The organism is Gimibacter soli (assembly GCF_028463845.1).
GTDB lineage: Bacteria > Pseudomonadota > Alphaproteobacteria > Sphingomonadales > Kordiimonadaceae > Gimibacter > Gimibacter soli.
Genome location: NZ_CP116805.1, coordinates 2,176,616 through 2,189,899, shown reverse-complemented (window position 1 = coordinate 2,189,899; position 13,284 = coordinate 2,176,616). Strand labels below are relative to the sequence as shown.

Genomic DNA, 13,284 nt, shown 5'->3' with positions numbered 1-13,284 from the left:
GGGCGCAGCCTAGCGACTGTTTCTTCAAGATCGGTTTAAAACTGTTTCAAATTTGAACGGTATTTTACCGGCCCTGCATCCGGCGGTGCTAGATTGGGACAGGAGGTTGTATAGGCGCGCGTTTTCAGGCTGGAAAGCAATCAGTGCGCAGCCGAATCGGCGATCAAAAAATATTTTTGGGAAATGATCCTTATGGACAGGCGGAATTTCATTCTTGCGACGGGCACCATGCTGATGGCAGGTCCTTTCGCTGGCGTCGGCAACGCATTGGCACTAGAAGACAATATGACTGCAGGGAAGGGAGACACCATGTTCGGATTGATCGGTAAGTTCACCGCCACGGTAGGCCAGCGCGACGCGCTGATCGATATCCTTCTTGAGGGCCTGCAAGGCATGCCCGGCTGCATCAGCTATATCGTCGCGCGCGACCCGGCGGACGCCACCGCGATCTGGGTCACCGAAGTGTGGGACAATGCCGACAGCCACAAGGCATCGCTGACGCTGCCATCGGTGCAGGCTGCCATCGCCAAGGCCCGGCCGATGATCGCAGGCATGCAATCGGTCGCTGCCACCGAGCCCGTCGGCGGCGTAGGGCTTGGCTGACGCTCATGCGTGGGCGCCGCTGGCTTAAAGGCCTGATCCTGACGACTGCCACCGCAACTGCGATTGCAACTGCCGCCTGTTTCTGGCTTCAACCGCCCGTCGCACCGTGCGAAATGCTTTTCACCGGCGGCACCATCCATACGATGGCATCCGCAGGTGAGGCTGAGGCCTTGCTGGTGCGGGACGGCGCCATCGTTGCCGTCGGCGCGCTTGCAGACGTGGAGGCCAAAGCTTCGGCTGACGTGCAAAGGATTGATCTTGAAGGGCGCACTCTGCTGCCGGGCCTGATCGAGCCTCACACCCACCCGCTTGCCACAGCGCTTCTGGGCGCTGCCATCGATGTCAGCGGCTTTCACCATCGAAGCAGGGCAGAGGTGATGGCGGCGCTGGCCGATTCCCTTGACGGCTGGCAGCCCACTGCCTGGTCCATCGCCTTTGGCTGGGATCCACTGCTGATTGACGACCTGACACCGCCGACGCTTGCCGAGCTGGATGCCTTGTCGCCCGACCGGCCGCTTGTCGTCCTCACCCAGATGATGCACGATGCCTATGCGAACAGCGCTGCCTTGCGCGCCGCTGGCATCAGCGCCGAGACCCCCGATCCGGCGAACGGTGAAATCGGCCGCGACAGCGAAGGCAGGCCGAACGGTGCCCTGAGGGAGTTGGGGGCACTGGACCTGATCTTCAAGGCGATCCCGCCACCGCCTGAGGGAAGCGGTGACCTGCTGCTCAACCTCGCCTTCGGACGATATGCGAAGGCGGGATATACCACACTTGGCGTTCTTGGCCCCGTGGGACGCGACGCCGATCCGCTGGCGCTGCTGCGCCGCCGCCTTCAGGCAGAAGGCGCGCCCGTGCAGGCCGTCATCTATGCCTTGCCGGGCCAGATCGGCCCGAACGACAAGCCGGATGCGCCCGGCACGCCTGCCGCCGTGATCGGTGTGAAATTCTGGATGGACGGGTCGCCCTTCACGGGCGGCGCAGCCTTTGGGGAGCCGTATGAAAATAGCGAGCTTTCAAAGGACCGACTGCATCTGGAACCGATGCATATGGGTGCGCTCAATATGTCCGCAGACGAATTCGCCGCCGCCTTCAGCACCTATGCGCGGCGAGGCTACCGGATCGCAGTCCACACGCAGGGCGAACGCGCCATCGACCGCGTCCTCGATATCGCGGAGGAGGAGTTTGCCAAGCATCCACGGCCTGATCATGGCACACGGCTGGAGCATGACGCACTGATCACCGCCGCACAGCTGCAGCGGGCGAGGGCGCTGGGCTTCACCACCAGCTTCTTTATCGACCATATCTATTTTTACGGTCATCAATTGCCCGATCTGGTCGGCGCCGACCGCACGGACCGTTACATGCCGCTGCGCACCGCCGTTGACGCCGGCCATCATGTCAGCCTGCACGGCGACCATCCCGCCACGCCGATCGATCCGATGCGCAGCTTCGCCACCGCCGTTTTCCGCAAAACACGGCACGACGGCACAGTGATCGGGGAGGGGCAGCGTTTATCGCGGATGGAAGCCCTGCGCGCCATGACCATCGAGCCTGCCATCCAATTGGGAGTTGCTAGCAGCCGCGGCTCGCTGGAGCCCGGCAAGGCCGCCGATCTCGTGCTGATCTCCGCTGATCCGCTGACCGCTGACGAGGCAGCGATACGCGATATCAAGGTCCTCGGCACATGGATCGCTGGCCAGCCGGTCGATGCACGCCAGACAACCTGGACAAACCTGAAACTGCTTTGGACGATGCTGGCCGGATAGAGCCCTTGCCATCGGGCTCGCCCTACGCATGCCCAACTAATGACATTTTGCGGTGTTGTTGTTCAGGCCAAAGAGGGGGAGCTATAATGATATTTCGTCAAAAATCCGGCCTGTGCGCCGCATTGATCTTGTTGTCGCAAGCCGCACCTGCTGCCGACAAAAGCCTTAAAGACATCCTCGCCGCACCGCCGGTCATCGAACGCAAGGCGCCCGCCACCTCCGTTCCGGTCAAGGTCCGCGCTGGCAAACTGTTTGTGGAGGCTGCAGCAAATGGCCAGACACGCCAGTTCATCTTCGATACCGGCTCGCCTACGATCCTGACGCGTCGTTTCGCCGATACCCTGGCATTGACCTATGTAGGCCAGAACACCGGCGTTGACGCCAATGGCGCCAAAGTCACGATGGATATTGCAGTCCTGGACCAGCTTTCCATCGGAGACGTTGAATTCCGAAAAGTGCCTGTGCTTGTGTTCGACTATTCAGGGCTGCCGCTTGCGCCCTGCATTTTCGACGGCGGCGTGATCGGTTCCGAAATATTCCCCGGAAGCGTCTGGCAAATCGATGCCGGGAAAGGCCGCCTGAGTGTGGCGAAAGATGCGTCAGCACTGGGGATAAAGCAGCCATTAGTGCGGACGCGCCTGTATGACTTTGGCTACCCCCACGCGCCGATCGTCGACTACAAGGCCGGCAATATTGCAGACAAGGCCTTGTTCGACACCGGCAGCACTGCCGAAGTTTCATTATTTTCAGGCGTTTATGAAAACCCCACGGTACAGGCCGCCATTCTGCCGGGCTCAATGAAGGCGGGCAGGGGATCGGAAGGCACCTCAGCAGGTGGCACAGGTGCCGCGACCGATCTGGCGCGTTTCGAGCTTTCCAGAATTTCGCTTGGCAGCAAGGCAATCCAAGACTTGCACGGGACCACGCGAAGCGTTCCGCCAACCTTGCTTGGGGCCGGGCTGCTGCAACGCTATATCGTCAGCCTTGACTATACCAAGGGTGAATTCATCCTCGAGAAGCGAGCAGAGGCGGCACCGGCGCGCAAGCAGGCGGGCTATGCCGTCACGCTTGGCGCCGATCACGCCTCTGTCACACAGCTGTTTCATGGCTCCGAAGCAGAAGCAGCCGGCCTGAAACTGGGGGATCAGGTCATCGCGCTACAGGGGCAATCGCTGCAGGTATCGTCTGACACTAACAGGTGCGAGAAGGCGAATTGGCTCTTCGATAGTTTCGACGCGGCAGCGCCCACAACCATCACAGTCTTGCGGGACGGTGCGCCAATAACGCTTCAAATACCTGCAAGCAATTAGCCACGGCGCCGCCGGGCACGAACATGGGCCACATTCAGGGACAGATCAAAGCCTGTCGGGCCACTTGCCCTAGGCAGTCGGCACCGTTCCCCCATCGATAACATGCTCCGAGCCGGTAATCGCCCCGGCCTTCGGGGACGCCAGAAACGTGATGAGGTCAGCCACTTCCTGCGGGGTTGCAGGTCGCCCGAGCGGCAGCCCACCGAGGGAATCCATGATGATCTTCTGGGCGCCTTTATAGTCGGTGCCGCTATCTGCCGCCAATCTCTCGGCAAAGCGAACGGCAGCTTCGGTTTCAACCCAACCCGGCGACACCCTGAGGACGCGCACACCATCGGGCGCCACTTCCTTCGAAAGGCTCTTGCTATATGTCGATAGGGCCGCTTTCGCTGCGGCATAGGCCGTGGTTGATTCAGGGAGCGGCAATTGATGCTGGATGGAAGTTACATGAATGGTGACGCCCGTTCCGCGCTCCCGCATGGCAGGGAGGAGGGCGCGGTCCACCCGAACTGCCGTCATGAGGTTCAGATTGATCGCCGTTTCCCACATTTCATCGCTCAGAACCGCGAAGCCGCCCGGGGGCGCTTCTGATCCACCGACAACATTGACGACAATGTCGATGACCCCAAGGCGTTCGACCGCTGCATCGGTCGCGGCTTTGCAGCCTTCGGCCGTTGTCAGGTCTGCGGCGATATAGCTCACACCTTCCGGCGCTTCTGCAGGGATTGAACGCGCCGTCGTGACGACCTGCGCCCCGGCATCCAGCATCGACTGAACTACAGCCGCACCGACGCCCTTGGTGCCACCCGTTACAAAAACCCGGCGACCGGCAAGTCCAAGATCAAAGCTCATGGCCGTATCTCCAGGGAAGAAATCTTGTCCTTTTCAAGCGTGAAGGCGTAGCGCAGATCGACCGGGCTTCCGGGGAAGTTGCCAACAAGATGAGCGGTTACGACGACTCGGTCGCCGTCTTCCCCAATATCAAAGGGATCGACGGTATAGCTATATTTGCCGTCCGACGCGTCCTTCCAGTCCTGAATGGCTTGGCGACCGGTATAGGTCATTCTTTCGTCGATAACGGTGGCATGTTCCGTAAAGCATTCACCAACTTTGCTTTTGTTGCTGCGGTCTGCCTCAAAATAGGCGGATACGGGCTTGGGTAGGTCCAGTGTCATGTTGCGTACCTCTTCCTGCTGCGATCCGGGGGATGGATCATTCATGCTGCTTGAGTCGACACCAGAGGTATGCCTATACTCTCCATATGACAAGTACACACAAATAAGTAAGGTACCCACCAATAAGTAAGTTTGAATATACACCGGTCACCGCCGCGGAAGGGGTAGAGCACACCCTCAAGATCCTCGAAGGACGATGGAAATTGGTAATCCTGTTCCATCTTTTCGGGGGAAAGATCTTGCGTTTTTCGGATCTGGAGCGGGCGATACCGGCCATATCGCAGAAAATGCTGACACAGCAGTTGCGGCAACTGGAGGCGGACGGCGTTGTTCGCCGCATCGTCCACCCCCAGGTGCCGCCGAAGGTCGAATATTGCCTGACCGACTGGGGGCAGGCGCTTTGCCCCGCCCTTGATGCCTTACTGACCTGGGCAGAAAGCCGCGATGATCCGATGAACGGCGGCTAGGGCACGTCAGCCCCGGCGCCGCCCCCGCCATGCCCGGACAAGGGCAATGATCACGATGATGACGCTGCCTGCCATGATCCAGTTGAGCATCGTGCCGATCATCATGCTGAACAGCAGGAAATCGATATTACCGGTCTTCCAGAATATCCACTCGCCGGCAACTCTGGTCGCAAGGATCGGCGCGCCGGTTTCAAGGACAACGATGCCGTCGCCGGTGGCAGGGTCAAGCCGCACAGCGGTGTTGATGGCGGGTTCATTGTTACCGTCGTGGCCGACGATAAAGTCGCCGTTTCCATTCGGTGCATAGAGCATGGCCCCAAGCCCCCAGATATCGGCGCCGAGCGACCGGCCGTGCGGCTGGCGCATGCTGGTGCGGTGCGCGTCATCCAGCACCGGGTTCACGGCACCCGGGGCCTGCGCCATAGCAAAGCGCGCCATATCCCCGGCGCTGGTGAAAAGGGCCGCGGCCGCCATGGCGGTGTAGCGGCGGAAGGGCTCGGCACTGCCATCGAGGGCATAATTCCCTGCAAGCGCACCGCGCGAGGCCTCGTCATGATCGAAGCTCGTATCCACCATACCAAGCGGCGCAAAAACCGCTTGCTGCATATAGGCGGCAAAGGATTGGCCTGTCACTTCCTCGATCACGAGCTGCAGGAGTGTGTATCCGCCGCCGGAGTATTTCCACGCCTCACCGGGCGGTGCCGTGACCGCTGTCGAGCCTTCGGCATTCGGAGATGCATCGGCGGCACGGGTAAGCGATTCCTCGAGCGTTTGCACCGCCTCACCGTCACCAAAGCCCTGATAACCAAGGCCATCACCAAGGCCTGCAGTGTGGCTGAGAAGGCGACGAACGGTCACACCATTCTCATCGAACGGGCCATCCGGCAGTTGCCAGCGCGTCAGGTAGGTCGAGACCGGCGCATCAAGATCGATCCGCCCGTCCTGCACCAGCTTCATCACACCCCATGCGGTGACCCATTTGCTGAGGGAGGCTACCTGAAACCGGCTTTCCGGGCCAACCTCGGCGCCGCGCGACACATACTGGCTGCCGGCAATTTCCCCGTCCTCGATCAGGATCATGGCGAAACTGCCCGGGTTTGCCTCCGCCACCATGCCCTTGCTGGCGTCCAGAAAGGCCGAGGGTTCGGGTGACCCCGTGACCGGCGAGCGCAACCAGCCTTCGCTGAAGGCAAAGAAAACGGCAACGCACCATAGGGCGAGCGCTGCGAGGGTCTTCACGCTGCCGAGGAGAAATCTTTTCATGAGGTTATTGTTCCTTCATTTCCGGGGAGGGGAGGTCGCTACCTTGCGGCAAAGGCGAGAGCATAAAGGGCGAGGGCGATGATGCAAGAAAGCGTGCGAACATGGTTCCATGCCGTCCAGCGCTGCCTATAGTGCCGCCATGTTTGCTCTGCTTCCGGTGAAGCTCCCGGCGTTGCCTCCAATGCATTGTTGAGCGGCACATTGCCGACGACCGTGACCAGAAACATGCCAGCGAAATAGATGATGCTGGCCAAGAGGAGGGCGACGGCGCCCGGCGCCGAAAGGTCGAGCGCGGCGACAACAGCAAGCCCCGCAGCGGCCACGCTGCTGGTGAAAAAGAGCGGCAGGAACGACGTTTTCAGTATCACACGGTTGATCGACTGCATGGCGAGCATGCCCGCCGGCGCCTCGAGCGCATCCAGCGCCCGCATCACAAACACCGAAAAGGCATAATAGACGCCAGCCATGATGCCACTCGCGACCAGCGCAAAAAGGATCACGGCATCAAGCAGATAGGTCACGGCACGTCCTTCTCTGGCTTTTATGGATTCCGCCACACATTTACCGATCAGTACATGTTAGATCGCAGACATGAACCGGCCTGTCAATGTGTTTCGACAGATCGCCCCTCACAACCGGCAACAGAGCTTATTGTGGCGCCCTCGACTGAGGCCTTGCCTCGTCCTGCAGCCACGACAAAAAGCGCTGCACCTTCTTAGCCTCTCGCCGGTGAGGATTTACAACAGCACGGTAAGCAAACCCGCTGAGGCACACGTCGGGACGATATGGCACGAGCCATCCCCGCGCGACCATATCCTGCGCAAGGACATCACTGAGCAGAATCAATCCTTGCCCCGACAGCCCCGCCTGAAGCACTTCATATTCTTGATGAAATTCGCGGACGCTGGCGCTTGCAACGGGCTTCTCGCCAGCGGCTTCACACCAGTTTTGCCACGTGACAGGCCTCAGTGTTTTCGAAATCCATCTTGTGCTGATGAATTGGGTGTCGGGGAGGTCGACCAGTCGTTCGACATAATCTCTGGAGCCAAACGCACAAAAACGTTCCATCGCAACGAGCATTGCGTCCTGTGGTTCACGATCCTCAGCATCATAGCGAATGGCGAGATCGACGGTTTGATCCTTGCGCAAGTCGGTCACGTCAGCGGAGGAAACCAGACGTATACGGATATCCTGGTGGCGCGCTTCGAAGGATGTCAGGCGCGGCGCCAACCAAAGCGCTGCAAACGCTGGCGTTGTGGACACTGTCAGGGTGTGCTCTGAGGTGCGAAGCGCTTCGAGAGCGGCCTCAATCCGCGAGAATGACGCTGACGTCGCCTCCGCCAATTGCCGGCCGGCGTCCGTCAGGGAAACCTTTCTGGTGCCACGCACAAACAGGGCAACACCAATCTGCGCCTCCAGTCCACGAATGTGATGGGAAATCGCTGTAGCTGACACATTCAGGTTGTCTGCAGCAGCCTTGAAGCTGCCGAGCCTTGCAGCAGTGTCGAACGCCCTGATCGCAGCCAGTGAAGGCATCGGCATAATATTCTCACAGATGACTATTACTCATTCATAAGTGACAATGTTGCGTTTGTCGCGTCAAGAAAATGCGGATTTATTGGGGCAGACGAGCCCAGTCAATGTAGCTTTCTTCATCCTTGTCGGCTGCAGGCTCATGAAATCGCATTGGATTGAACAGGAGCCCGCCACCATGACCAACATTCTCAGAATTGACGCAAGTGCCCGTCAGGCAAGGTCTTTGACCCGACAGATGAGCGATCTGTTTCTGAAAAGCTGGGCCGAGACCGGGGCAGATATGGATATTATCCAGCGTGACGTGGGCAGCCATCCGCCCGAAGCGATTTCGGAAGGCTGGATTGCGGCTGCCTTCACGCCGCAGGAACAGCTATCGCCCGAACAAATCTCGCTATTGAAGACCTCCGATACGTTTATCGAAGAGCTTGAAAGAGCGAATATAATTTTGATTTCGACGCCGATGTATAATTACGGGATGCCGGCGGCGCTGAAAGCGTGGGTCGATCAAGTGGTTCGTGTCGGCAAGACCTTCACATTCGATCTAGCAAGGGGCGACCGGCCACTAGAACCGATTTTCAGCGGCAAGACACTTGTCGTTCTAACCGCTTCGGGAGAATTCGGGTTCGGCCCCGGCGAGATGAACGACGGGGCAGGCCACCTCGTTCCGCATCTTCGTACAGTGTCGAAGTATCTCGGAACGAATGAAATGCACCATATCGGGATTGAATATCAGGAGTTCGGGGATCATCGCTTTGACACCTCTAAGGCCGCAGCTGCGCAACAGGTTGAGCGACTTGCCATGCAGCTGGCGAAGGAGCGGAGAGGCTTGTAACTCCCGGTGTAAGCGGACTTAGAAAATGTCACTGAGAAATAGCAATTACAGCGGCTTAGAGACTGCCCCGGACTTAGAAATTGTCACTAAATTCGACCGGACTGGAAAATTCGGACTTAGTATTTGTCATTTTCTATAATGACATTTCCTATGTCGCCTCTCCTCCGTTTCAAGCAACAGCGACAGCTTCTCGCAGATCAGCACCAATCACCCGACCGAAGGCCCCTGCGGCTGATGGAAGCCATCGTGCACGATTACGCGAACCACCCCGACGTGATCTGCGATGCCTTCATCTGAACCGGGACCGCAGGGTGCCACCCCTGCGCCTCGGGCGACGGTTCATCGGTATCGAGAAGAATGCCCAATATTTCGACGCGGCGCACCAATCGCTCTGTGAGGCCGCCCTACATTTCGGCGACCTGATGGTCGCGGCGGCTGAGCCCATGCCTCTAAGAAACAAGGTGAGCTCGACGACTGGTCGAGGATGGAGGCGCCTCAAGGCGCGGGGGTGATGGGAAGAGAGATTGTCTCCTTAATAAAATCAAGGAAGCTCGGCAGGGGCTCGCCGGGCCCTATTCCCTGAGCGTAGACGTGAAACCAACCGAGGGTGGATGTGCAGGCGATGTATCGCTCAAAATAGGCATCATAGTCATCCTTTTCGATTGAGAGGTTTGAACCTACCAGGAGTGGCGACAGTTCCTCGTCACATCCATGTTGAACGAGCCAGTCTTTCAGCGCCCTGATCACGCCAGTCGCCTTGTCGCAGGTTTCTCGATTGAACATGGGATCGTCCACTTCAATGATATCAATTATGGGTTTGTATCGGCGATTCAGCCAGCTATCGATTTTTTCTATGGCTTTGAAAGTCTCGCGGGACTCGAGAAGGCGCAGCCAACAGCCACCCTCGCCGTCCACATAAAAAGGATTGTGGTCGAGGAGCGCGCTGAACTTCCGGCTTATCCTATCAGCGAAGATGCGCCGGGCGCGCGCTCGCTTTTCGTCTGCCCTGCGTTGGCGGGCACGTGCATCAATGTGGGCAGGCAGGAAGGCTGCGACAATGCCGACGAAGATGGTGGCCAGCAGCTGACCAATCCCGATCGCGTTCGTCATGTCTATGTCTGGCAGGGGGATTGTGCCCCTCGCAACGAGGGCTCCCGTCAGCAGGCTTGTAACGGTGATTATCACCACCCAGACAAGGGCGTGCTCGACCCTGATTGTCGGCGAAATCTTCATGCAAAATCCCCCTCCTTGCACTACAGGATCGTATCGACTGCTGAAGGGGGTGTCTATGGCTGACGCCGTTGGTTCGCCCTTTCGAATTGCCGAATTAGGCTGCGAGTTCGCCTACATGGACAAGTGCCATCTATTTCGCACATGGGGGCTCAGCGCCAAAGGGCATCTGCACAAATGTGCCGGTTTGCCTTACACCCCACATCTGATCGCTGTCGCAGGGGCTGCTTTTGCACTGCGAGGCGGTGTACGCAGGCGTTATGACGGCAGCCATCCTGCATGATGTACTTGGAGATACTCAATTGCCAGCGAAGTGGCGCCTTGAGCGCCTTTGGGCTGTCTTTGTTGCGGCTGGCGCGCGAAGTGACGGATATCCGCCAGCCCGGTAACGGGGTAACCGGACGGTGCGTAAGGTCACCCACATCGGCCAGATGATCAAGCTGGCCGACCTTATTTCAAACACGTGCTCGATCGTGGAGCATGGTACGGCGTTTGCGCCGATTTATCTGCCAAAGAAGCCAGGTATCCATGAGGCGTTTAATGAGATCGGTGTGGCGCCAAGACGAATCTCGGAAGGCTAGCATGGCAGACTCTTCTCGTGGCCTCACACATCTCTGCGGTTCCTGACGCTGACCGAATTTGTTTCATGGGCTGGAGGTAACCCCCAGTCCTTGAAGAGTCAGAATTCTCATTTTCGCTGGGCACAATTACGGGACAAGGCCAACGTTACCTATTTATTTTCACTGCACATCAGCTTGAAACTAGGGAATTTTGCGCTACTCAACGTCGTTTTTATAAAAAACCTGCTTTTTCCCCAAGAATGCTACTTTAGATTCCTGTCCATTATACCACAATGACCCAAGGTATAGTTTTTGCAGGAATGCCAAATCCCATTCTTGAGCACCTCCTTCAAAAACAGATCTGTTGAAATACTCCCAAACGACAAAGTCACTCCTTTGGCTCATTAGATAGTCAATTATATGATCCTTGATACTTTCGGATTCCAAAGGAACTACCCCACCAGAACTGCCTTCGAAAGATATATGGCCCGTCGGTTCGTATTCCAGCTTTCCAGCGTAGCGATTCAGCTGTCCTTTGCAGCCTGGCAAAGAGCCTGCTGAAATGGGCATCGCCAACAACTCAGGATCCAGCAGTTTCAGCAAGTCGTATGTCGGTTGACCACTTATTCTGTCTGAGCGTCCATACGAGAGCGAAAGATTGAACAGGTGGATATTGGCGAGAGGTTCAGGAGCTGGCCGAACGCGATTAAGCATTTGCGACATGTATCCAAAGTGGCGCCGTGACCTATCAACTAGATAGAAGTTTTCTAATATATTTCTTTCTCTAGGATCTGAATTGAGGATTGAATCCAGTACATTGATAATTTCTATGTCCAATATGTTTAAAAAATTTTTGTTTATTAATTTCTCAAACTTTGACACCCGCCTCATCAGCACAGACGAATAATGTATTGATGTAGGGCTCGTTTGTTGCCCATGCCGGATCCGTACAAAGTACGGAACCAACGTTTTGCAAAGATTCCAAAAATTTGTCCTGCTTTTTGTGCGATAATAGCTTCTGGTTAGCTCGCCGAATCCACCTCGTAAATGGCAGGTTCCGTCAATGGTCCACCTCCCGACATCGAAAAACGGGCTGGTTGTATTTCCTTGCTGGTGAAAAGCCGAGCGAGCCATCAATTCGTGGTAATCTAATGTTTCGCCAAAGTAGTTTGATGGTCGATTCACCCTACAAAGCGCCAATTTATTTGCGATGTAATTCGGTATCTCAACATCCTCTTCGACACCGTCGTCCATTCTGGAAATAAGTTGATTGCGCATTCCTGCCGCACGAGAGGCTGCAAGTACCAGCCGGCTATCAATCCCACCCGTGAGATCAAATATTGTCTCTTTCCTGCTAAATCGAGCATGGACCGCGGCCACCCCCTTGACGAGACTATCGGCGGCAACCGATGTGGTCGGCGCGTCAACGTTGGCAGTCAGACCCACCCCAGAGAATGCAGGGCAAATCTGCCATTCTTTGGCATGAATGTTTGCCCTAATTTGATATCCGACCGGCAAAGTTTCGACGCCTTCCAGGCCGGTCTGGCGTCCCAATCCAAGTCCGATAGCGGCTTCAAATGCAGCTACGCGGAACGAACGCTTGAGGGGCTTAGACATACATCGAAGAATAGCCTCCAAATAGTATGCTGAAGTGGTGGCAACTTTGATGTCCGCGTCAGAGTAAACAAACAAATTGTACTGGGAAAGGGGGTCCAAGCCGATTGAAACTTCCCCGGTTTGGAAATCCACGGAAGCAAACGAAAAAACACCTGCCGTAGCGTTTAGAACGTCACTGCTTCTTGGGCTATTTTCGTGAGAAGTATGGACAAAGAGGTCACCAAAAAAACCATGACCGTCATAGAAAAATGCCTTCCGTTCGGAGAATGATCGTTCAGGCCCAACTAGTAGATAATCACCACATTTCCTGACTGCAATCTCTTCAGAATTGAAGCTAAAGGCAGTGAAATCGAGCCTAGCAATCTCTCTCCAAACACGTTCAATTTCTCTAAATTGACCTACAAGAAAATCCATAAACCTTATCAACCACGTCGCAACCAGGGCCAGCGTCAGCTAGTCCTGGTTGCCGTTTTCCTGAGCATTTAGGTAGCGCTAAAGCATTAGTTGCCTTGAACCACGTTGATGTCAATATAAGCGTAGTCAATGTTTCCGGCGGGGTCCTTTGCCTCATAGCGCAGTCGATGGGTACCCAGCGAGGCAGATGTAATGACGATGTTATTCCCCGAAATTTGGCCCACAGCGTTGCCTGTCAATGTTGTGACACTATTGATGCTTAGCGTGTCCCCGTCATTGTCAAAATCGTTGTTTAAAACTGCAATGCTGTTACCAGAGAGAACCGACCCATATTTAGAGATTGTTTTGGTGTCCTCGCGTGCGACCGGGATATGGTCCGTTCCGGTCTCGGTACCGCGTGTACCGCTCCAACCAGGACAATATTGTGCTTCCGAGCCCGCTGCCACCCGTACTTTGAAGATCGAATTGTGATAGTGAGTTGTGACGAAATAATCCGGGCCTTTGCTAT

The 13,284-nt window shown here is 56.6% G+C and carries 15 protein-coding genes; 7 read left to right on the top strand and 8 right to left on the bottom strand.

Annotation, left to right across the window (positions count from 1 at the left end; genetic code table 11):
* Positions 1 to 192: 192 nt before the first annotated feature.
* The 3 genes from PH603_RS10255 (at position 193) to PH603_RS10245 (ending at position 3,682) form a co-directional block, all read left to right on the top strand.
* Entirely contained in the window at positions 193 to 603 is a 411-nt protein-coding gene (locus PH603_RS10255; protein WP_289502426.1) for a putative quinol monooxygenase, read from the top strand.
* A 5-nt stretch (positions 604 to 608) separates the two neighbouring features.
* Positions 609 to 2,372, top strand: a complete 1,764-nt coding sequence (locus PH603_RS10250; RefSeq protein WP_289502424.1) for an amidohydrolase — start codon at positions 609 to 611, stop codon at positions 2,370 to 2,372.
* An 86-nt stretch (positions 2,373 to 2,458) separates the two neighbouring features.
* On the top strand, positions 2,459 to 3,682 hold the full coding sequence (locus PH603_RS10245) for a retropepsin-like aspartic protease (RefSeq protein WP_289502422.1): 1,224 nt from the start codon (positions 2,459 to 2,461) through the stop codon (positions 3,680 to 3,682).
* Positions 3,683 to 3,751: 69 nt separating this feature from the next.
* On the opposite strand, the gene PH603_RS10240 is transcribed toward PH603_RS10245, so the two are convergent.
* Entirely contained in the window at positions 3,752 to 4,534 is a 783-nt protein-coding gene (locus PH603_RS10240; RefSeq protein ID WP_289502420.1) for an SDR family oxidoreductase, read from the bottom strand.
* Complete coding sequence (locus tag PH603_RS10235) at positions 4,531 to 4,857, bottom strand: nuclear transport factor 2 family protein (protein WP_289502418.1); 327 nt, start codon at positions 4,855 to 4,857, stop codon at positions 4,531 to 4,533. The genes PH603_RS10240 and PH603_RS10235 overlap by 4 nt, the downstream gene beginning before the upstream one ends.
* A 122-nt stretch (positions 4,858 to 4,979) precedes the next feature.
* Between PH603_RS10235 and PH603_RS10230 the strand changes: the two genes are divergently transcribed.
* On the top strand, positions 4,980 to 5,324 hold the full coding sequence (locus PH603_RS10230) for a winged helix-turn-helix transcriptional regulator (protein WP_353507403.1): 345 nt from the start codon (positions 4,980 to 4,982) through the stop codon (positions 5,322 to 5,324).
* 6 nt (positions 5,325 to 5,330) lie between these two features.
* Here PH603_RS10230 and PH603_RS10225 read toward each other — a convergent pair whose 3' ends face one another.
* The 3 genes from PH603_RS10225 to PH603_RS10215 form a co-directional block, all read right to left on the bottom strand.
* Positions 5,331 to 6,587, bottom strand: a complete 1,257-nt coding sequence (locus PH603_RS10225; protein ID WP_289502416.1) for a serine hydrolase domain-containing protein — start codon at positions 6,585 to 6,587, stop codon at positions 5,331 to 5,333.
* A gap of 38 nt (positions 6,588 to 6,625) precedes the next feature.
* A complete protein-coding gene (locus PH603_RS10220; RefSeq protein ID WP_289502414.1) occupies positions 6,626 to 7,108 on the bottom strand; it encodes an anthrone oxygenase family protein in 483 nt (160 codons plus the stop codon).
* 127 nt (positions 7,109 to 7,235) lie between these two features.
* Complete coding sequence (locus tag PH603_RS10215; protein ID WP_289502412.1) at positions 7,236 to 8,129, bottom strand: LysR substrate-binding domain-containing protein; 894 nt, start codon at positions 8,127 to 8,129, stop codon at positions 7,236 to 7,238.
* Between the two features lie 169 nt (positions 8,130 to 8,298).
* Here PH603_RS10215 and PH603_RS10210 point away from each other — a divergent pair, with 169 nt between their 5' ends.
* A complete protein-coding gene (locus tag PH603_RS10210) occupies positions 8,299 to 8,955 on the top strand; it encodes an FMN-dependent NADH-azoreductase (protein WP_289502410.1) in 657 nt (218 codons plus the stop codon).
* 495 nt (positions 8,956 to 9,450) lie between these two features.
* Here the strand turns inward: PH603_RS10210 and PH603_RS10205 are convergent, their stop codons facing one another.
* Positions 9,451 to 10,188: a hypothetical protein gene (locus PH603_RS10205; protein WP_289502408.1), complete on the bottom strand. Its 738-nt coding sequence runs from the start codon at positions 10,186 to 10,188 to the stop codon at positions 9,451 to 9,453.
* Positions 10,189 to 10,243: 55 nt separating this feature from the next.
* On the opposite strand from PH603_RS10205, the gene PH603_RS10200 reads away from it, so the two are divergent.
* Together PH603_RS10200 and PH603_RS10195 are read left to right on the top strand one after the other, a co-directional pair.
* Positions 10,244 to 10,468, top strand: coding sequence for a hypothetical protein (locus tag PH603_RS10200; RefSeq protein ID WP_289502405.1), 225 nt, complete (start codon positions 10,244 to 10,246; stop codon positions 10,466 to 10,468).
* A gap of 121 nt (positions 10,469 to 10,589) precedes the next feature.
* On the top strand, positions 10,590 to 10,766 hold the full coding sequence (locus PH603_RS10195; RefSeq protein ID WP_289502403.1) for a hypothetical protein: 177 nt from the start codon (positions 10,590 to 10,592) through the stop codon (positions 10,764 to 10,766).
* Between the two features lie 195 nt (positions 10,767 to 10,961).
* Here PH603_RS10195 and PH603_RS10190 read toward each other — a convergent pair whose 3' ends face one another.
* Positions 10,962 to 12,776 (bottom strand): hypothetical protein, encoded by a 1,815-nt coding sequence (locus PH603_RS10190; protein ID WP_289502401.1) that lies wholly within the window; start codon positions 12,774 to 12,776, stop codon positions 10,962 to 10,964.
* 86 nt (positions 12,777 to 12,862) lie between these two features.
* The gene (locus PH603_RS16525) at positions 12,863 to 13,222 is read right to left on the bottom strand and encodes an Ig-like domain-containing protein (RefSeq protein WP_353507352.1); all 360 of its coding nucleotides are present in this window, start codon (positions 13,220 to 13,222) and stop codon (positions 12,863 to 12,865) included.
* Positions 13,223 to 13,284: the final 62 nt, after the last annotated feature.